This is a genomic window from Nocardia colli (assembly GCF_008704205.1).
GTDB lineage: Bacteria > Actinomycetota > Actinomycetes > Mycobacteriales > Mycobacteriaceae > Nocardia > Nocardia colli.
In genome coordinates this window covers 59,189-79,355 of the sequence record NZ_VXLC01000031.1, presented here as the reverse complement: position 1 = coordinate 79,355, position 20,167 = coordinate 59,189, and the positions used below count along the sequence as shown (strand labels likewise).

15 protein-coding genes are annotated in these 20,167 nt (G+C 67.3%); 1 reads left to right on the top strand and 14 read right to left on the bottom strand.

The features are described 5' to 3' along the window. Positions 1–332: 332 nt before the first annotated feature. The 10 genes from F3087_RS40285 to F3087_RS40240 form a co-directional block, all read right to left on the bottom strand. Positions 333–2,261, bottom strand: coding sequence for a hypothetical protein (locus tag F3087_RS40285; protein ID WP_150407432.1), 1,929 nt, complete (start codon positions 2,259–2,261; stop codon positions 333–335). A gap of 19 nt (positions 2,262–2,280) precedes the next feature. Further along, positions 2,281–4,092 (bottom strand): type VII secretion target, encoded by a 1,812-nt coding sequence (locus F3087_RS40280; RefSeq protein WP_150407431.1) that lies wholly within the window; start codon positions 4,090–4,092, stop codon positions 2,281–2,283. A 67-nt stretch (positions 4,093–4,159) separates the two neighbouring features. Beyond that, positions 4,160–6,493: a hypothetical protein gene (locus tag F3087_RS40275; protein ID WP_150407430.1), complete on the bottom strand. Its 2,334-nt coding sequence runs from the start codon at positions 6,491–6,493 to the stop codon at positions 4,160–4,162. 7 nt (positions 6,494–6,500) lie between these two features. Continuing rightward, complete coding sequence (locus tag F3087_RS40270) at positions 6,501–6,809, bottom strand: hypothetical protein (protein WP_150407429.1); 309 nt, start codon at positions 6,807–6,809, stop codon at positions 6,501–6,503. A 17-nt stretch (positions 6,810–6,826) separates the two neighbouring features. Continuing rightward, positions 6,827–7,177 (bottom strand): hypothetical protein, encoded by a 351-nt coding sequence (locus tag F3087_RS40265; protein ID WP_150407428.1) that lies wholly within the window; start codon positions 7,175–7,177, stop codon positions 6,827–6,829. Continuing rightward, on the bottom strand, positions 7,177–7,899 hold the full coding sequence (locus tag F3087_RS40260) for a hypothetical protein (protein WP_191094384.1): 723 nt from the start codon (positions 7,897–7,899) through the stop codon (positions 7,177–7,179). The genes F3087_RS40265 and F3087_RS40260 overlap by 1 nt, the downstream gene beginning before the upstream one ends. After that, positions 7,896–8,246, bottom strand: a complete 351-nt coding sequence (locus F3087_RS40255; RefSeq protein ID WP_150407427.1) for a hypothetical protein — start codon at positions 8,244–8,246, stop codon at positions 7,896–7,898. Before F3087_RS40255 ends, F3087_RS40260 begins: the two co-directional genes overlap by 4 nt. Then, on the bottom strand, positions 8,243–9,739 hold the full coding sequence (locus tag F3087_RS40250) for a PPE domain-containing protein (RefSeq protein ID WP_150407426.1): 1,497 nt from the start codon (positions 9,737–9,739) through the stop codon (positions 8,243–8,245). Before F3087_RS40250 ends, F3087_RS40255 begins: the two co-directional genes overlap by 4 nt. A gap of 30 nt (positions 9,740–9,769) precedes the next feature. Further along, positions 9,770–11,215 carry a hypothetical protein gene (locus tag F3087_RS40245; protein ID WP_150407425.1) on the bottom strand — a complete coding sequence of 482 codons (1,446 nt, stop codon included), beginning with the start codon at positions 11,213–11,215 and terminating at the stop codon, positions 9,770–9,772. 889 nt (positions 11,216–12,104) lie between these two features. Next, the gene (locus F3087_RS40240; RefSeq protein WP_150407424.1) at positions 12,105–13,856 is read right to left on the bottom strand and encodes a hypothetical protein; all 1,752 of its coding nucleotides are present in this window, start codon (positions 13,854–13,856) and stop codon (positions 12,105–12,107) included. Positions 13,857–14,524: 668 nt separating this feature from the next. Between F3087_RS40240 and F3087_RS47245 the strand changes: the two genes are divergently transcribed. Further along, positions 14,525–14,650 carry a hypothetical protein gene (locus F3087_RS47245; protein WP_263407275.1) on the top strand — a complete coding sequence of 42 codons (126 nt, stop codon included), beginning with the start codon at positions 14,525–14,527 and terminating at the stop codon, positions 14,648–14,650. A 1-nt stretch (position 14,651) separates the two neighbouring features. Here the strand turns inward: F3087_RS47245 and F3087_RS40235 are convergent, their stop codons facing one another. From F3087_RS40235 to F3087_RS40220, 4 genes are all read right to left on the bottom strand, one after another. Further along, positions 14,652–16,469, bottom strand: coding sequence for an aminotransferase class I/II-fold pyridoxal phosphate-dependent enzyme (locus F3087_RS40235; protein ID WP_191094383.1), 1,818 nt, complete (start codon positions 16,467–16,469; stop codon positions 14,652–14,654). A 38-nt stretch (positions 16,470–16,507) separates the two neighbouring features. Then, positions 16,508–17,725 carry a hypothetical protein gene (locus F3087_RS40230; RefSeq protein ID WP_150407422.1) on the bottom strand — a complete coding sequence of 406 codons (1,218 nt, stop codon included), beginning with the start codon at positions 17,723–17,725 and terminating at the stop codon, positions 16,508–16,510. A gap of 156 nt (positions 17,726–17,881) precedes the next feature. Continuing rightward, positions 17,882–19,225 (bottom strand): C40 family peptidase, encoded by a 1,344-nt coding sequence (locus tag F3087_RS40225; protein WP_150407421.1) that lies wholly within the window; start codon positions 19,223–19,225, stop codon positions 17,882–17,884. Next, positions 19,225–20,115, bottom strand: coding sequence for a hypothetical protein (locus F3087_RS40220; protein WP_150407420.1), 891 nt, complete (start codon positions 20,113–20,115; stop codon positions 19,225–19,227). The genes F3087_RS40225 and F3087_RS40220 overlap by 1 nt, the downstream gene beginning before the upstream one ends. Positions 20,116–20,167 lie beyond the last annotated feature (52 nt).

The window sequence follows — 20,167 nt, the reverse complement described above, 5'->3', positions numbered from 1 at the left end:
CCGACCCGGCGTCCGTCTTATTCGACTATGCGCCGACTGCGGGCAGTTTGCCGATAATTCGACTTCCCACCGGCGAGAAGATCGGATAGTGGGACGAAAGAACACGAAGAAGTGGGGGCTAAACCATAATGTAATCTATTGCAGGTGACGATATTTCGATCATGACTCCATCATGGTGTGCGTGAAATAGATAAACTCCGGTCGGTACAATTCGGTGACAGGCGGTGTTTGCCGGCCGGATTTCGCCGCATCCACGCGACCGGAGCGGATGCGATCGCCGCCGAATGCCGGCGCACGTCCGCAGGCGTGCCGAGCCGTACCCGGAGCACGACTCACTGCCGCTGGGCCGCGACCACCGGCGGCGGTGCGGGCGCGTCTGGTGGCCTGATCGACCCCGGCGGCCCTACCTGCGCGGAAATCTTGGGCGGCGCATCGACGCCGCTCGGATGGAAGAACCCGGCGAAGTCTCCATAGGCACCGTGCCTGCCATCCGGCGGGTTGTGCGGATCGAGCTCGACAACGGCCCCATTGACGATCATGTGCAGTTTTCCGTTGATCATCACCACGACGCCCGTGTGGTACTGCCACTTCGCCACATCGCCGGTGTGCACCTGCGACTCGCTGACCGGGGCCCACGAACTCTGCTCACCGGCGGTACCGGCATACGCGGCGACAGCGTCACTGCCGTTCGGATTGCTCATTTCCTTGTTCACGGCCTGCGCGACGACCGAGGACACCTGCTGCTGTACACCCCCGAGCCTCATGTCGACCACCGTCGGTGGCGCGGAAACCGGCGGCGGCAGTGGCGGATCCACGCTCGCAGGCGGCGTCGGTGGCGTGGTCGTCGGTGCCGGCACGGGGGCGGCCGGCTCTGCGGCCGGCGGCACCGTCTCAGGTTGCGGCTGCTTCTGGCTGTTCTGCAGGTCCAACTCGCGCTGCCGGTCCTGCTGGCGTTCGAACAGCCCGCTCGCCGTCTGCGCCAAAGTGGACACGAGCTGGGTCAGCATCACCGGAATCATCATCGATGCCATCGGATTCACGTTCGCGGCGTTGGCGTTCGTAGCTGCGCCGCGGCCGCCCTCGGCTTTCCGGTGCAGCGCATCGATCAACGCGGGGATGTCGGCTTCGGTGGCCTTTGCGCCACGTACCGCGCCGTCCAAGCCGTTCGCCCCGTCCAGGCCTGTTGCCTCGTCGAGGCCGGTCGGCTCGGTTCCGGTCGTCGGAAGGCCGAGACTCTGGCTCCCGTCGGCCGTTGTCCCGATGCTTTGCCCCGCGGCGTGCGCCGGTGCGGTTTTGTCGATCCGCTGACCGACGGCCTCCATCTTTGCTTTGACCTCGCCCACTCTCGTTTGCACATCGCCGATGGTGTCGTAGATCGATTGCAGCAGACCGTCCGTCACATAGGCCGGAATTTTGTTGTCCGCCGTGTACGTGTCGCTGAATGGCCCATTCACCCCCGGTCGATGGATGCCGATGATCGCCGCGGCGTCGATCCGCTTGTTCAGGTCGTCGACCTTGTGCCTGATGTCGTCCAGCGCCCGGGTCACGGAGTCGGGAACCTTCGCGATATCCGCGACGACCGTGGTGTCGCCTTCGTTGAGCGTCGCCCTGACCTTGTTTATCTCGGTCACTCGTTGTTCGTACGCGTCGGTCATGATGGAGTGCGACTTGGCATCGATCAGCTTCGCGTCCACCAGCAGCTTCCTGACGTCCGGCGCGGTCGCCGGGTGCCCGCGCCGCAACGGATCCGCCAATCGGTCGATCGATCGCTCGCCGAGCCGAATCGCCGCGCGCAGTTCCGCCGACTCACCCAGCGGGTGGTGCAGCGGGAGTTCGATGAGCCGGCCGTCTTGATTGTCGAAGACCATGCGCACGTCGGATCCGCCGCTCGTCGCGACGACCGTCCCGTCCTCGCGCAGCACCAGGTCGAGCGGCGCGCCATCGCGCGCCACGATCATCGGCCCGTCGTTGACGAGGTACAGCGCGCCGTTGCCGAGCAGGCGCAGATCCGCGTGGCTCAGGTCGCCCTTGAAGTCACCGTACAACGGCACAGTCCGCTCGACACCGCTGGCCGTGTTCGACAGCACCACCGTGGCCGAACTCCCGCCCGGCGATGACGCGGGGCCGGGGCGCAGGGTCAGCGTGTAATCGCCGTTGCGCAGCGCATGTCCTACCGAAAGCCCTTGCCCGGCAGGCAGACTCGAGGTATTCACCGAGCCGGCATCGGCCTGCGGTCGTTCCTCGGACGTTGACGGCGACATCGAAACTCCTCAGCCGCCCTCAGGACGATTCGGGCGTGACGCGCGGCGGCGCCACATCCGACGGCGGGGTCACCTTGCCGCCGACCGCGGATCCGGCGACGCGTGCGGCGTCCTGCGCAACCCGTCCGGCGTCCGCGGCCACCACCGCGGCAGGCGCCTCGACGAACTGCGGATGACCGACGATCTGCTCGTGCGCGTACACGGCATCGCGCAAACACTGACGCGTCGGTTCGCCCGCCAGCAGCAGTACCAGCTCATTGCACCGGCGTTCGAAGACGAGCGCGCGCAGGATCGAACTCCGATCGTCGACCCGCAGGGCACCGAGCTCGATCAGGTGCGCGTCGACCCGCAACGGCAGCATCTCCGCCACCAGCAGGTCGTTCGCGTCGGCCAGCTCGTCGAACGATTCCGTAGATATCTCCTGGCCGACCTCGGCCAGTGCCAGTATCCGTTCCCGCAGCCGCCGCGAATCCGCCGCAGCGGCAGCCGATCCGGCACGGCCCATCAGGTTGTGCGCGTCGGCGGCCAGCTGCACACACCGCGCACGCACCCCGGAATCCGGAACCGTCGCAGTGGATTCCACCGCGGCCGGCGAACCGGCCAACCCGAGCCGATCCGTGGTGTCCGGCGTGAAGACTCGCAGGTCGAGCTCGTAGACCGGACCGACGTTCGCCGCCATGGCGACATCGCTCAGTTGGGTTCGCAGGTCGGCGGCCAGCGGAGCGGAGGAAGCCAGCGCGGACAGCCGCGAGTCGGTCTTGCCGCCCCACACGAGCCCGAACTCGGCGAGCACCCGAGCCGGGTCCGCCACACCTTCCCACGGTGACCCGCCGTCGCCGATGTCGGCACCGAGCAAGCCGTCCGGTCCATCCCACATCCATGGCGTCGAAACCTCATTGGGCAAGAACAAGCCGGCGGGCAACCAGCCGCGACCTTCGTTGGAGGTGACGAAGATGCCCGCGCCCGCGGCGCCGCGCACCACCGCGACGGCCCAGTCGAGCCCGACCGCGGTGGTCTCGGTCGCCGCCAGAATGCCGCCGAGCAAGGTCTGAGCAATGATCAGGTCCTCATTGTCCGCCTCGTTCACCACATGGGCGGGTTCGGCGGCACGGTCGCGCGCGGCCCGCGCCGCCGCGAGGAACGGCGGCAGCACCGGTATCAGTGTCGCGTCGACATGCGGTGCCGGGCCTGCGGGCCCGGGCGGTTCCGCCCGATCGGCACCGGTGCCGTAGCTGGGCATCGGGCCCGCGTCCACGCCGACCGGCGGGCCGGGCGGAGCGCCGGCCGAGATGGGCGCCGAAACCGGGCCCGCCGTCGGGGTACCGGCGGAGTCGGTCTTCGCCGCCGCACCGTCTATCGGGTGCTCGGCCGCAGGCTGTTGTGCCGCAGACAGCGGATTACCCACGGGCGCGGCACCATTCGGCGCCGAGGCCGCCCGTGATCCGTTCGCCTCGGCGGCGGGCACGCTCGGCGCCGCGCCGTTGGCCGGGAACGGCGCGGCCGGACTCGGTTCGACGAACGGCTCCGCGGTGCGGCTGACGAACGATCCGATCTCGGCGTCGGCGTGCTCATAGGCGTCGGCCGAGGACCGCAGCGCGGCCGCGGTGTCGTCGTGTTCCTTCGCCAAGGCATTTCCGGCACGCTGCCGGGCTTCGTAGTATCTGATGAGCGCCTGGTGGACGGGATCCGCGATCTTCCCGTAGGTCGACTCGAACGTGTCGAGCCAGTGCGTCGGCGGCTTTGCCCATTCCCGGGTATCCCTGGCTACCTGGTCATGTTGGAGAGCCAGCTCGCGCAGTACCGAGGGTTCGATCTCCATGCTGTCCGGCATGTTCTGTCAATCCTCTCGGGTGCTGATTTCATTCATTGTCGATGCTTCCCAACCATGGGAACCGGCGTCAGCCTGGGCGTTCGTGTCCGGGGCCGGGTCTGATGGAGGCCGTGAACAGTGGATGCTCGGTGATCTGCGCGTAGGCGTAGATCGAGTCACGCAGATCCTGCCGCTCCCCCGGGCCGGCCGCGAGCAGGACCAATTCATCGCAGCGTCGCTCGAATACCATGCGGCGCAACGCCGTGGCTTCCGGATCGGCGCGACCGCGCGGTTGCAATCGGCCGAGTTCGGTGTTCGACGCGTCCACCCGCCATGCCCGCATGGACGCCGCGATCAGGTCATCGGCGTCCGCCAATTCGCGCAACCAGTGCTCGGCGATCCCGCGACCCCGCTGTCTCGCTGCGAGGATCCGCTCGCGCAGCGCCCGGACACCGAAGTCGGCCGCCAGATCGGCGGCCGCGGTACCCAGTCTGGCGTGCGCGTCCTCGGCCAGGCGCAAGCATCGACCGGCGATCTCGTTCGCCGGCACGGCGGCGATCCGGTCGTTCACCTCCGGCGAACCGACCAGGGCCAGCCGATCCACCAGGCCTGGACCCGGAGCGCTCAGATCCAGCTCCGACCTCGCCACCACCGAACCTGCCATCGGGAGCTCCGGCAGCGCGTGGGCCAGCCGAGGGGCGATCGGTGACGAGGAGGCCAGCGCCGTCATGGTTGCCCCTGACCGTGCGGCCCACACCGCGCCGAATTCGGCCAAGACCCGGGCCGGATCGTCGATGTCCTCCCATGCCTCGTCACCGGGCAGGTTCCCATCCCATGGCGTCGACAGCTCGCGCGGCAGAAACAATCCGGCGGGCAGGTATCCGCGTCCCTCGTTCGAGGTGATGAACACGGTGAGGCCGCCCGCGTGCCGCATCGCCGCCACCGCCCACGCCGCGACCGGCAACGCGGCGTTCGTGGCGGCCAGGGTGCCGCTCAACAGGGACTGAACCAGCACCAGGTCGGCGTCGACGTGTTCGCCGACCATGAACGCCGGCGCGGCGACCGCGGCCAGCGCGGCGCCGACCACCGCGCCGAGCAATTCGTCGGTGCCGGTTCGCCGGTCATCCGGCCGCGCTTGCGCGGAGACGGGCGTCTTGACGTGCTCCGGCACCGCGATACTCGCGGCGGGCTCGGCGCCGGCAGCCGCTCGGACGTTGTCCGCGCGCGACGCCGGTTGTGGTCCGGACACCTGCGGGACGGTGGCGGGCTGAGCAGCATGCGGTGCGGCGAATCCGGCGGCGACTACCGCACCGGGCGGTGGCACCGACATGGTCGGCGGCAGGATCATCGCACCTGCCGTCACCGGATTCGCGGTCACCAGACCGGCCGTCGTCGGACCCGTCGTCACCGAATCCATCGTTGCCGAATCCGTCGTTGCCGCCAGCTCTGTCGTCGCCGAATCCGTTACCGCCGAGGGTCGTTCGGCGAGAACGTCCGGGCTCGGGTCGGGCTGATGGAGTTGCGCCGGCGCCACCCGCGCCACGGCCCCAGCGTGCACTGGGACATCGGGCGCCGGTTCGGTCTCGTCGGACGCGACGACCGCCCGGCCCGGCGCCCCGGGATCCGTTGTCCCGCCATCCCCCGCCGAATGCTGCGTGCCCGCCGCCACATCGGCGGTGTCCGGCATCGAGAAGCGCGCCCCGGCAACAGTCTCCGACGCCATATCCGGCGTCGCGCGCATCGACGACGCGTCTCGCGCGGACAGGTCTGCCGAGTCGCCGACCGGTATCACCCGCGCGGCGCCCGGCTGATTCACCGGCGCACGCGGCGCTGATTCAACCGGCCCATCCGGGGCGACGGATCCGTGTTTGCTTATGCGCCAAGGACTTTGCGCACCGAGTAGCTCGGCGACCCGGGCCAGCGACGGCAGACCGGACGGATCGATCGAGTTCATCGCGCTGCTCGTCACGTCCTCGACAGCCGCCCTCGCCTCGGCGACCAGGCAGTCGATCCGCTCCCGTACCGCGGTAGCGTCGGTGGTCTCCCGGTCGTCCTCGTCCGATGGCCGCTCGGCGATCCGGATACCGGCCGTCGCATGATCGACGATGTCGAGGATCTTGTTGCGGGTCCGGTACACCAGCTCCGCGATGTCACGAAACGTGTCGGCGGCGGCGCCGAGCGCGTCCGTGAACGCTGCCGAAGTCACTGACTGAGCACGCATTTCGGCATCGGCCGCCGACAAACCGGCGCTGGCCCGTGCGGCGTTCTCGAAGGCGCGCCGCGCCTGCGCGATCTCGTCTGCCGGACCGGCGGCCACTCCGGCTCGCACGATCGTTTCCAGCTCACGCCACAGCGCCGGATCGACCGCGGGCCAGTGCTCACCGACGATACGGTGCCAATACGGGCTCTCGACGGCGACCATCCGACAGTCACGTCGATCCAGATCGGCAGATGAGTGCGCCGTTGTCCGCGTCGGCGGCGACGAGGTCGTCCATCAGCCGCCGCACGCGCAGGTAGGTCGCGTCCGCTCGGTTCGCGCTGTCCGCCAAGGCATTTCCCAGAACATCCTTGATCCAGTCGAGCCTGCGGACGAGTTCGGCGTCCAGGGGCGACCGGGGCCGGGCCGGCACGACGAGCTGCGCGACGATCGCGGCGACACGCTGATCCGCCGCGGCGATCGCGCCGGAGAACTTCCCGGCTGCCGCGACCACCTCGCTCGGCTCGTCGATGTCCAGCATCCAGGGTTCCTCTCCACTCATCGATGCGTGCCGAATTCCGCTTCCTCCATCGCGCGGTACGCGGCGCTGGTCGGCAGGTCGAAGGAGTCGACGGTGTATGGCCGGGTGCCTTTTCGCTCCATCTCGACGCGCAGACCCACCCGGGACTTCACGTGCGCGAGGCGAGCGAGCCGGACGATCTCGGCGGACAGCCAGGAATCTCCGTTGTCCCGGGCCTCGTCGGTGACGTACAGGCCGATGACCGAGCCCTCGCGATCGCAAGCGACACCCACCGTGTTCTCGGGATTGAATACCTCGTATGTCGCGGCTTGCCAGTCCGGTGCGCCAGGCTCGGATCCGTCGCGGTCGATCGGGTGATCTTCGGTCATCAGCTTTGCTCCCCGGTTGTTTCGGACGCGCCCGGCGCGTCCACAGCGGTGCCCTCGATGTCCGACAGCTGGGCGGCCTGCGCCGCCCAGGCCGCCCAAGCGGTCTCGTCCAGCATGAGGCAGTGGCTCAGCTGCCAATATCGGGCACCGAGATACATCTCGCCGGTACCGTCGGCCGCGACATCGAGATGGTCCGGGCCGTCGTTGCTCGCGTTGAGCGTGATCGTGGTGATCGGCGGCCGCTTGTCGTCCACCGTGATCAGCGTCGCCCCCGCGCCGGGGATGAAGATATGCCTGCATCTGGGGGTGTCGTCGATGGTCACCGTGGCGCTGTTGGTCGTGATGGTGACCTCCGGGTTCAGCAGCAACTGCATCACCCAGGACCGCGCCGCCTCCTCCGGCCGCTCGGCGTTGATGGCGACGGCCTCGACCTCCGCGAGATCGACGACGAGCACCGATGCCGCGGTGGTGACGCCGACGACCAGCAGCCGCTTTGCCGTGTGCATCGGAAAGGGCAGGTCGTCGGCGGCCAGCGACATCGCGTCCGAACCGAGCCCGACTCCGGTAGCCGGATGCGCGACAACGGTTCCCGAGGCGACCTCGACGGTGTAAGCGGAGATGGGAGCGGCGAGCCGGCCGGCCACACCGGCCAGCCGCGCCAATCCCTCGGAGTACAGCCAGCGGATGGTGTCGCCGGTACTGACCTGGGCGGGGCCGGTCACCGTCGCTCCGCGGGCTCGGTGCCGGCCAAGGCCGCATCGGCCGCGTCCAGCCAATCGCCCGTGTCCATCAGGCTTTGATACCGGCGGGCCGCGTCGTCGGTGCTTTCCCGGATCGCTGCCATGATCTCGGCGACCAGCTCGTCGTTGCTGAGCCGGTCCGCGGTTCCGGGGGCGAGATAGAGGTCGACGAGCCGGCCCATTGCGTCCACCTCGGGGATCACCGCGCCGCTCGGCGACGGTCTGCGCGATCGGATGGCGTCGATCTTCTCGCGCAGATCCGCGATCCGGTGCCGCAGTTCGCGGGCGGCGTCCAGTGCCGCTTGCACATCGGGGTGTATTCCAGTCATACGCTGCCTCCAGAAGACGTCGTCCCGGGGTCGGTCCGGGCGGGGGTGGCCGGTGTCACGGTGGGGGCGATCGTCGGACGTTCGCCGATCACCTGCTCGGTGTGCGGGGTGTCGTCGACGAACATGAGGCGGTTGGGATTCCACTCCACATTGCGCGGGCGTACGCCAGCGGCACCACCGGCTCCCGGCGCCATAGGCATCATCGGCATGTACGGCATGCCGCCGCGTGCGTTCGCCGCTGCTGCCGACGAGGCGGAGGACAGCTGGTCGATCACGGGGGCCCGCTGCTGCCCCGGCGGGGGCTGGACAGCGGGGGTGGGTGCGCCCGCCGTCGGCATCGGTCCCACGGTGAACACCGGTGTGTTCGAGACCGGCGAGTCTTCGGCATAGCTGGGCAACGGCGGCGCACCGGACGACCCGGACACGGACGCGGTCTCGGCCGGATATCCGGTATCCGGGAACGCGTAGTCGCCGTAATCCGCGTAGTCGCCGTACTCACCGGAACCGTAGTCTTCGGGGTAATTGGACAGGGCTGAATCGACTGCGGGCGCCGCCGCCGATATCGCGCTGAGCAGGGTGGGCAGCATCGTCATCACGGTGTTCATGTCGATGCCGGAGCTCTCGCCCGTGCTGTCCGAATCCGCGGCCGTGTCGGCAAACGGGTCGGCGGCGGAATATCCGGTGATCGTTTCGGCCGACCGCGCGTTCTGCTCCTCGAACTCGGCCATCGCCTGCTCGAGCGCGACCGGGTTCTTCGAACGCATAGCGGTGAGCAGCTCCTTGCGCGTCGCTTTGATCTCTGCCGGCGTCGGATGTTTGTCGCGCGCCGTGACGAAGGCCGCGCTGTCGGTGTCGACATCGTGGGCCAGCCGGCGCAATCCGGCGCCGAATTGCTCCAGCAGGCGCCGCTGGTGGTCGAGGTCGGCGGCGGCCGCCGCGCCGACCGGAGTCCAATGCCGCAAGGTTCGCGCCTCGTTCGCCATTCCTTCGGTCAGCTCGTGGAACGCGCCGTCGAGGAATCCGCGGAGACCGTCGGTGAACTTGGTCGCCGGGTCTATGCCGGGACCGGCACGCAGCTGCTCCGCCAGTTTCAGCGTGTCCACCGTCGCCGCGTCGGGTGTCGCGGGAGCGGGCGGCGGGCTGCGCAGGGTCGGCGGCGCCGGTTCCGGCACCGGATTGGCGAGTATATCGGCGCCACCGCCGCCGACTGTGCGTCCGCCCGCGTCGTCGGCCGAGCTGTAATCCACTGCAGAGGCCCCGATTTCGTGCGCGGTGTGTTGCAGCTCGTACGTGACCGCGGTCACCCCGTTGAGCAGCGGCGCGGCCTGATTCTCGTTGTGCTGCAAGGCTTTGTGCCGCGATATCGCATCGGCGGCGGGCGCCCGCACCCAGCCCTCCGGCAACGCGGCCAGCGCCGCGTCGGCGCGCTGGGCCAGGCCGGCGAGTCGCGACGCGACACCGGTGAGTTCCACCGGATCGACGTTCAGCTCCATCGCGCACTCCTTTCCACTCAGCGCACTCGATCAGCCGGTCAGCGGCCCGGCGGTGACGGGTACGAGGGTTCCCGCGGGGTGGTCGGCCGGGCCGGGCAGACCGGTTGTCCCGTCGTCGGTCCGGCCGGCCAGCTCGATCCCCTGGGGGTGCAAGAAGCCGGCGAAGTCGCCGAGTTTCCCGGACTCGTCGGACATTTCCGCGGCGAAGGACTGCTTCTTCCCGTTGACGATGACCTCCAGGGTGTTGCCCTGATCCGGTCCCCATACGACCACGACCGCGGTAACCACCGACTTGTCCTTGTCCCAGGTCGCTATGTCGCCGGTCATCAACTGGTACGGATCCACCGGCGTGCCGATCTTCTTGGGGTCGGTCCACTTCGCCCGGGTCTTCTGGTACGCGATTTGCGCATCCGTGCCCGTGTCCGCGAAAGCCGCGTCCAAGGCCTGCGCGACCATGACCGATACCTTCTGGGTCCGGCCGTCCGGCGGCGGGAACATGTAGTCGACGCTTCCGTCCGCGCCCGGCGTCCGGATCGGCGGGGTGCCGCCCGGCGGCGGCGTGCCGTTGGCGGTGCCGGGTTGCACTGCCCCTGGCTGGTTTTGGCTGGACCACGGTGTCGGGCCCGGCGCCGTGGCGGGCGGCACGACCGGAGGCGGCGCCGGCGCGGGTGCGATCGGCATCACCGGCGGTGGCATGCGGTCGTAGTTGATCGGCTCGAGCCGATCGAGTCGGTTGTAGTCGTCGCCGGGGTAGCCGCGCTGGAGGCCCTGCTGGGCGAGAGTCGACATCAGTTGTCCCAGCATCGGATCGAAGCCCGCACCCAAGCCGGAGTTCAGTGGAGACTGCGACGGTTGGGCGAGCACGTTGTCGATGGCCCGTTGAATGGCATCCGACGGGTTGCGCCCGAATTCGCTGGCCGCCGAATCGGCCCCTGCCGTATCCGGAGTGTCGAAGCTCGTATTGTGCCACGGCGAGTTCAGCACATCATCGGAGATCTTCCTGTCGTAGTCCGTCGATCCCTTGCCGGTACCGGTGCCGAGTTGGGCAGTCGAATCATCGATCCGTTTCACGGCCAGGTCATTATCCCTGGCCGCCAGTTCCAGGCCGGTGGCGATCTCGGCGAACGCCTTGTCCAGCATGTCCACGAAACCCGGGTCCACGTGATACGCGTCCGAACCCTTGAGCGTGCTCACCCACCGGTTCGTCGCGGAAATCAATGACCGAATATTGTCCTGCCCAGTCTTGGTCGTCACAGCGACAGCTGCCACCGTCGTCATCACTTTGTTCTGTATGACATCGAAACGCGCCGACGCGGAAGCCAAGGCCTGCACGGCTTTCTGATATTCCCGCACCACCGCACTGCCCGGCGCCGCCCCGACCGTGGCAGGCAGGTTCGGTGGGACCTTCGGCGTGAGCGGCAAGTGCAGATCCTTCTTGTTGGCCAGATTGCCGAACAGGGCGTAACTGTCCGACAACGAAGTCGCGAGACTGCCCGACGCCGGCGTCCCGAGCGGGACGCCGGGGGCCGCATACCAATCTTTGATCGGAGGGGCCAAGCTGGTGGGCTGCAGTAAGAAGCCTGTTCCTCCGGATGCCGAGTACGCCCACATCGGGTCCTCGTTGAAGGGTGTAGTGCCGTACTGCGGGACGTACGCCCCAACCCACTCCAACTCCACAGCCGGTCCCGTAGCAGCTGGACCCACGGCACCCGGACTTGCGCCGGGATGCGGGGCCACTGCGGATGTGGTGGTCGAATCCGACAGATAGCTGTCCGACGATGCGACCGATATCGCGGAGCCCAACGCTCGAAAGCCGGTCACACCCCAGCCTTCGAGTTTCCGATTCTCGGATTCACGCGCAGGATCACGTCCTCTCGCGAACCAACCCTGGACACGGTTTCCTGCTCGTACTCTCGCTTCCGCGTCGGCAACCGAAACCGAGGTGGTGCCGCCCGCCTGACGTGCAGTTTCTCTCGCGGTGGCCAGCGCGTCAGCCGCGTCAGTCGCGTCTCCTGGGACGGCGCTGTTTACACGATTCTCTGCCCTCCGCACGGCCTCGGTCGCGCCCGCTCGATTCAGCAACTTATCTGCGCGACCCACGTACAACCCGACCCCGGAGTGCACCACGTTGGCGGCTCCATGGCCGATCAGACCACCGACTGCGCCCTCGAAACCACCCGTAAGCCACGATTCGACGGTCGGCGCACCATTGCCCGTTACTGCGTCAGCGGCTCGGTTGGCGAACCCCCCCGCCCCGCCGGCAACCGCCGCACCCCACGGACCCGCCTTGCCTTTCATAACTCTGCTGACGAATACCGAAACCCCCACATCGGCCACGAAACCTATGAAGCTCATCGCGATCTCCTCACACCGATACCGCTACCGGCGAGTCCGCCGCCGTCGGAACACCCGTATCCGGCGCGCCGATTCCGACATTCGGTGGACGGATGAATCCGCCGAACTCACCGAATGGCCCCTGCACACCATTCATGTCGTCGGTGATCGTCCGGAGTTCGCCGTCGACAACCACCTGTAGGGCGCCGTTGCCGACGACCACCACAATCGCCGCTGCGCTCTGCCACGTCGCGACATCACCCGTCGCGAGTTGGTTCGGATCGATCCGATCCTTGTCGGACCACCGCGCCCCGGCCGCTGTGTACGCGGTCTTGGCGTCAGTCGCGGCCTTGTTCGCGAACGCGATGGTCAGTGCATGGGCCACAGCGGGCGGAACATCCTGCGTCGGCCCGTCCGGGGGCGGTATCGGGAACGGCATCTTGCCGTTCTCGCCGACCGGCCGACCTGCGGGCGTCGCCCCGGCACCGGTAGGTGTGGCCGCACTGTGTGCAGCCGTGCCCGGCGTGACCGGTGCATTGCCCGGCGGCGACACCGGCGGCGGAGCCGCCGCCGTGCTCGGCGAAACGGGTGCCGCAGGAGCGTTGGGCGGGGCCGGCGGCCGGACGATCGGCGGCACCAGAGGCGGGCGAATTGCAGGATATCTGCGCGGGCCGATCCTGCCCTCATCGGTCCCACGAGGAACACCGTTCAGACCGCCGAGACCTGACAACGCGTCGAGCATCGGCCCCATGGAGGCAGGTGATGCCCCGAGACCGGGCGATGCCAGCGAGGGGTTCGCCGCGTCGGTGCTGAGCCCGGCGCGGACGTTCCGGCTCGGCGCAGGCGTGCGCGTGGGCTGGGCTGCGCTTCGAGTCGAATTGGCTTCCGGCGCATCCCAATTCCAGGCCGCGGGTGCGGTCGACAGGTCATCGGCCGTCGCGGTGGATTGAGCGACCCGCGTGACCTGGGGATCAACCGGCTGGGCCGACAGCTGTCCGGCGGGCTCATCGGTGGCCGGCGACGTATGTGTCGGCGGTGTCTGTGCAGCACCCGGATTTGCCGACACCAACGCCGCCTTCTGCCGCAACCTTTCCGCGTATTCGTTCATCACCGCCTCGGTATTGGCGACCATGGTGTCGATCAGGCTCATGACGTAGCTGTCCTCGCTTATCGCGCCGTCCGGCCCTGGTTGCAGGTGATCCGTCACCAGCGTGCCCGTACCCACAAGTTTTGCCAGTTCCGACTCTCCGGACACGTCTGCCGGATTGACTTTGGCCAGTTTCGCCAGAGTATTGACAAGCGCACCGATCTCCTGCTGCCCGGCGGCGGTGGTTTCAGCCGCTTCTACAACCACTGCCATGACCTCCCGCTGCTGTTTGAGCAGCCGAGCGTAGGTCTTGTTGACTGATTCGACCCATTGCTCGTAGTTGCCAATGTTGGCCTTGACTGCCGCAGCGGTGCTGACATTCTGGACGTCACGCGGTATCCATGCGGTCGGAAGCTGCATGTGCGATTTGTCCGACCCGAAGCATTTCCAGCTGTCGAAGAACATCGTTGCCAGCGGCGGGTTGTAGCGGGCCTGAACCGCAGGCGAGAGGGTCAGGCCGTCCGGTAGCCGAGCCGGGTCGGGCATTGTCACTTTCGCCATTCCGGGCGGAGTTTCGCCAGGCAGGATATCAATGACCGGCACCGCACCGTAGGTGCGCAATTGCCGGTTGTAGCTGTCGGTCACATTGTCCACAAACGACTGCAACCCAACCGGCCCGAGGAACGCTCCCGTCATGCCACGAAGCCGAGCGGGCGCCCCAAGTGCTTCTGATGACTCCGTGGCCCAGCGGAACCCGCTACCGAAGACAGCCTTCCCCGCACCGGCGATACCGCTCTTCGCGAATCGGAGTACCGCCTTCGTCCCCCACCCGCCGACCGCACCGCCGATCAGACCGCCGCCGAATCCGTACGCGGCCCCCTCGGCCCAGTTCTCGCCCTGCACCGCTGCCGTCACCCCACCAGCCAGCCCGCCGAGCACCGCAGCACCGAGCAGTGGATTCCCGACCACGAGGCCGAGGCCGAACCCCGCGGAACTCGCCGAGGCGACGACGATATCGTCCCAGTGATCGGCGAAGAAACCGCCGATATCATCACCCCACGAGACCATAGCGTCACCTACTCCAAAAATCCGGGGCGGCGGGATCCGCGCATCGTCCGATGCCGCCGATTTCGGTTACCCGCTCATGCGTTCCGGAGAAGTCGCGAACGAATGGGCGTACCGGAATTGACGGACCGATGACGATTCGGCCGCTGATCCTTTTTCCCACGCACCTATTGTCGAACATTCCCAGCAATGGGAACCAAGGTCGGCGAGCCGAGTACCAGGGCCGATGCCGCCGCGCCCTTCCCGCAATTGGGGACTCATCCCGATAACGCGTTGCAGAATTGCGGTTCACTCGAGGCATGGAAGTTTCGCTATTCGGGGGCATCGTCATCGGCATCGCGCTGGCGACACCACTGGTATGGGGGCTGCGCGGCGACTGGGACCACCGGCACCGGCCGCACACCGATGGCGAGCCGGACGACTGAATCAGTCGGTGCGGCCGCCGCGCACAGCCGCGCGGCAGACCGCCATGGCATGCACCGCCTCCTCCCAGCTCCCGAGGGTCATCCGGAACATTCCGTCCAGCACCGGGCCGTGCAGCGGCCGCACCAGGATCTTCTCCTTCCGGAGCAACTCGACCAGATCGGCACAGCCGGCGGGCCGCACCAGCACGAAATTGGCACGCCCAGGCAGCACCTCCAGCCCGAGCTCGCGAAGTTCGGCGACCACCATGGGTTTCACCACGGTCATCGTCTCTGCCCAGTCAGCCCGGACCGAGTCCAGGTCGGCCAGGTTCGCTCGGGCCGCCACCACCGCGAGATCGCTGATGTCGAACGGATTTCGCAATTTGGCGAGTTGCCGGACAGCCAGCGGACTCGCGACCACATAGCCGAGACGCAGCCCGGCCATGGCGAAGGCATGCGAAAACGACCGGACCACAATCAGATTCTCCTGCGCTGCGGTCAGCTCGACGACGGTCTCGCCGGTGAATTCGTGGTACGTCTCATCGACGAGTACCGGTACATCCTGATGATCTTGCACCAGCTCGGCGATGAATTCTCGATCTACTCCGGCCCCGGTCAGGGTATTCGGATTGGTCAGCACGATCAGGTCCGGCCGCCCCTCCGCCGCTGCCGCCCGGAACTGCGCACAAGGGAAGCGAAGTTCCTGATCGTGGGGAATGCCGAGAATTTCCGCCCCCGCCAACGCGGCGACGTGGCCATAGACCGGATATTCAGGCTGGGCGACCAACATTCGACGCCCCGCCCGCAGAAAACTGCGGAGCGTCAAGTCTATGGCCTGGTCCGCGCCGCTGGTCGGTAGGATGAAATCTTCTGCGACACCGCAGTATTCGGCGAGGGACGCGACCAGTCGATCCAGATCGGCAGCGTCGCGCTCGCCACGCCCCAGCACATGTTCGGTCAGCGCGGCGGCCACCGATTCCGGTATCGGGTAGGTGCTTTCGTTACGGTCCAGCCGCAGACCACCCGGCCGGTCCGAGTCGGACCGCTCAGACGGATAAGGCTGCGCAGCCAGGATCCACGGCGGGATCCGCACCCGGGTCATCGGCGCGCGCTGGGACAGGTCCGGCAGATCATCAGCGGTGAACAGTGATTCGGCGAGTTCGTCGAAGCTGTTGCCGCCCGTGGCGATCCCGACCGGGTAGCAACCCGCCCGCGCCGCGGCCTCGGCGCCGAGCAGCGAGTCGACCAGTGCCACACAGTTGGCCGGGCGCGCCTCGAGCCGACGAGCGGCTTCGAGGTACCGGTCCGGCGCGGGCGGGTCCGTCATTCCGGCGATGTCGTTGCCCACGATCTCGTCGACTCGATCGCGCAGACCCACCTTGGCCAGCAGCAACGAGATGTTCCCCGCCGACATGGCCGACACCACCGCGATGTTCACGAAGTGATACTCGGCATCGGTGAGGACCTCCACGATCCCCCGGTGCACCCGCGGCGGCGCCGACAACCTGAGTTCGTCGTAGCGGTGGATGATCTCCCAGGTCTGCGTCTGGTTCAGCGTTATGCCGGCCGCGGCCAGGATCCGCCGCCAGAACTCGGCGGCGCTCTGCCCGGAATTGGCCTGAACCACCTCCCGCGGAATATCGATGTCACCCGCGTACCGATCGTGCAGTGCCTGATTGACGATCTGGTGATCGTGCGAGCGAAGGTCGAGCAGGACACCGTCCAGTTCGATGATGAGTGCCTCGGTCTCGTCCGGCACGGACAGGCGCCCGGCCAACGTCAGCCTGCCGAGCGGCGGCGCGGCGGCCACCGGAAATTCCCAGTGCTCGGGACTGATCATGGACAAACCTTCCGCAATATCGAACGACTGCCGAGCCATCACTCGGCGAAGGCGAATTCTTGCTCGTCGTCGCCGTTACCCAGCTGCACCGCGAGCGCCAGGCCGAGCCAGGTCAACTTGGGCGGGAATACGATTCGATCGGTCAAATTCCGGGCAAGCAGCGGGCAGCACATCAGCGCGAGCTCCAGCGGTCGTGCGTCCTGTGCCGACAAGCCTTCGTCACGCAGCCATTCGACCACCGGGTCGATCAGCACCTTTCGCTTCGTTTCCCAGTACGCCCGGCGCAGCGCGGAGAACGCATTGCCGTAGTTCACTGCGATCGTGGTGCCCGCGCAATCGACATCGACCGAAAGCGCCCGTATCCGCTCGTTCGGAAAGTAAATCCACTGCGCGAATACGTCGAAGAACAGCGGTCGCGCCACGTCGAGCAGCACCGAATGTCGGCCGGCGAACGCGGCATCAATATAGAGGTAATGCTCGTCCGTGTCCAGCAGTAAGTTGCCGAGATGCGCATCACCGTGACCGATAACGGTCAGCGCATCCCGTGCCGGATTCAATACATTGACCGCCTCGGTGACCAGGTCCCGCAATTTACGTTTCTGCGTAACGCCGTTGATGATCCATTTGGCGTCGAATACATGTCCGATATCGACCTCCCGGCCGCCGGGGGTGCGAACCGTCCGGACACCGTAGAAATTGGAGAAGCGACGACCGGTGAGCCGATGCCAGAACAGTTGATGAATCGGCGCGCACGCGTGCTCGGTATCACTGCTCCAGGCGGCCGAGCCCAGATATACATCCAGCATCCGGGCGGATTCCCGTGCTTCGATCGTCAGTAACCGATCTCGATCGAAGGTCGTGGGCTCGCCTCGCTCCGACCAGCGCGCCAGATCGAACATCATCGGATGATCGACGATCGGGTACAGGGCGATCTGCTGCTCCGGCCGACGGAAGACATTCATCGGCAAGAGCGTGTTGTAGCCGGCGATCTGCAATACTCGGGAGTTGTAATGCTCTTTGATCGGATTACCCGACTCGATCTGCGAACTGAAGTAGAAATCCTCGCCATGGACGGTGACAACCCCGCTCAGCGAGTCCAACGCGGACCTATGCGGACGGAGACAGACGGCATCGGCGGCTATTCCGAATGTCTCGTTCATCCATTCCTGGGCACGTCGTTCGGCTTCGTCTCGATCGAGGTGCTGCAATGCCCTGAGCATGCGCAGCATATAGGTTCCGCCCGCGTCACCGGCCACTTAATAATTCCCCGCCGGGTTGACTGTCCGCTCGAGTCGGCTGATCATGAGCATCAATAGAAATAAGATGTGGTCGACAGCATGTAGCAAGTGTAATGAGCACGAGCAATGCGGACTTCCCACAGCTGGCGAACCCCCGCGTGCGAAGTGGTTCGGCTACGCCCATCGAGTCGCGCGAAAACTGCTGGGCAGACTTCGCTGATGCACGACCGAGCCCGACTGCGGAGCCTCGATGCATTTCCCGTTGCCGACATACATCATCACGTGCGACGCGCCGTCGCCATCGAAGCTGTCGGTCGGGAAGACCAGATCACCCGGCCGGATCTGCGTGGGATTGACCTTCGGCAGCGTACGGTACTGGTCCGCCGCCACCCGGGGGATCGTGCCGCCGGCCGCGGCCACGCAGTACTGCATGAGCCCGGAACAGTCGAATTCGCCCGGCCCTTCGGCGCCGTAGACATACGGCTTGCCTATTTGCGCCAGCGCGGTGGCGATCGCCTGCCGCGCGGCCGGCGTCGCGCCCCGGCCGGCGAGCGTATGTCCGGTGATGTTGTGCAGATACTGGTTGGTGAGCTGGTTGATGGCGGCGGCGGTCTCCGTGGCATCGGCGGTGGTCGCGGTGATGACCGTCTGCGCTTTGTGCAGTGCGGCGGTGAGGATCGCGTGGACTTGCTGCTGGCCCGCGGTGGTGTAGGCGCGCGGCCCGAGTGCGATGAGAGCGGCGTTGGTTTCCCGGACGAGCGTGGTCACCGCGTTGCGATCGACCGCCGAGGTGCCTGCGAGGTGTTGCAGATAGGCGGCGAGTTGGTTGTCGAGATCGTTGAAGGCGTTGGCGGCGTTGGCTTGGAACAGTCGCCGGGCTCTGATGGCGGCGTTGGTGGATCCACCGGCGGTCGGTAGGTGGAGGCGGTGCCGGAGCGCGGCGATATCAGGATCGGTGGTCGTGTCGTCGCCATAGACCTGGGCCAGCTTCTCCAGCACGCCCAGTGCGTGAAGTTGCTGAGGGGTAAGGGTATTGCCGTTTCGACCGCCCAGCGCCGAACCGAAACCCGGACTGTAGCCGGAACCGAGGCCGTTCCCCAGACCGCCGAGACCGGCGCCGTTTCCGGTGAGACCGGTGAGTGCCATCGCGATGAACGGCAGCGCGCTCGCGACCGCTGTCGCCGCCGGGGCGAAGGCCGCGATGGTTTCCGGATCGATCGGTGGCAACAGCGACGGCGGAGCCGAATTGTTCGGTGCGAGTGGCAGTGTCGGGGCCGGTGGGCAATCCACGCGCGGCGCATCGCCCCGGGGTGCCGCCGCCGGAGGGGGCACCTGAGGAGCGGGATGTCCGGGCTGAACCGGCGCCTGCACCCGCAACCCCGCCGACAGTCCAGTGGGACCGACGGCTACCCCGGCCGCCAGCGCCCCCGTTTCGGGTCCACCCACCCGCACGCTCGCGATGTCGTCTTCCCCTTCGCCGCGGGCAGACCACGGCGTCACCGGCGGCTCCTCGCTCATCACAGCACACTCCTGAGCATCCGTTTCACCCGAACGTCACCGGCGTCCGCGATCGGCCGCAGCACAAAACGTCCCGTTCGATCGCTGGTCACCATGTCCGTCGCGTCGACCGCGATACCGACCTCGGTCGGTGCGTTGTCGCGGAATCCGCCGAAGACCAGGTCCCCGGCCGAAACCGCCGAAAGATCCACCCGCAGGCCACATTTGCCCTGATCCGCGATCGTCGCGGGCAACACGGTCGGCGCCGGGCTCCGGCTCGCGACGGACCCCGCCGCGGTCCCGCAACCGTTGCGTGTCACCGCGGTATCCGGAACAGCCCAGGCGTTCGGTGCCGGGACGCTTACCTCGGTGCTGTCGGCGCGCGCCTCGACCGCACAGCGTCCCGTCAACGCGGCGGCCGATGCCTGGTAGACCACGAAGCGGGAAACCACGGCCCCGGCCGCCTGAACGCTCGCCTCGGTCGCACCCGCCGGCGCCGCGGAATTCAGCTGTGCCAGGGCCAGCACCCGCGCGCAGTCGACCGCCGGACCGCTGTTTGTGTCGTACAGCGAACCTTGTTGATAGGGCGCGATTTTCATCGCCTCCGCACACTTGCGATACCAGTCGGGCACAGTCGTGTCGTCGGGCGCGAAGGTCAGTCCCGCATACGGATTAGCCGTCGGCTCAGCAGTGCCGCCGCCGGACCGCTCCCGTGCGCCGCCGGTCTGCACCGGCGTGCCGACCGGACGCGGCGACGTCATACCGGCGCCGGACGGACCGATCGCGCTATCACATTGATCGTTCAGGCCCGTGACCACATTCGATCCGATGCCACCGGCAATCACCGCGACGATCGCGAACGTGAGCCCTATCCCGCCCATGATCATGACGATCAGCAGTCGTTTCTTCACGTGGCCTCTCTAGCTGGCAAACCCCGATACCGGGCTGCCCGTTCAGTGCGCG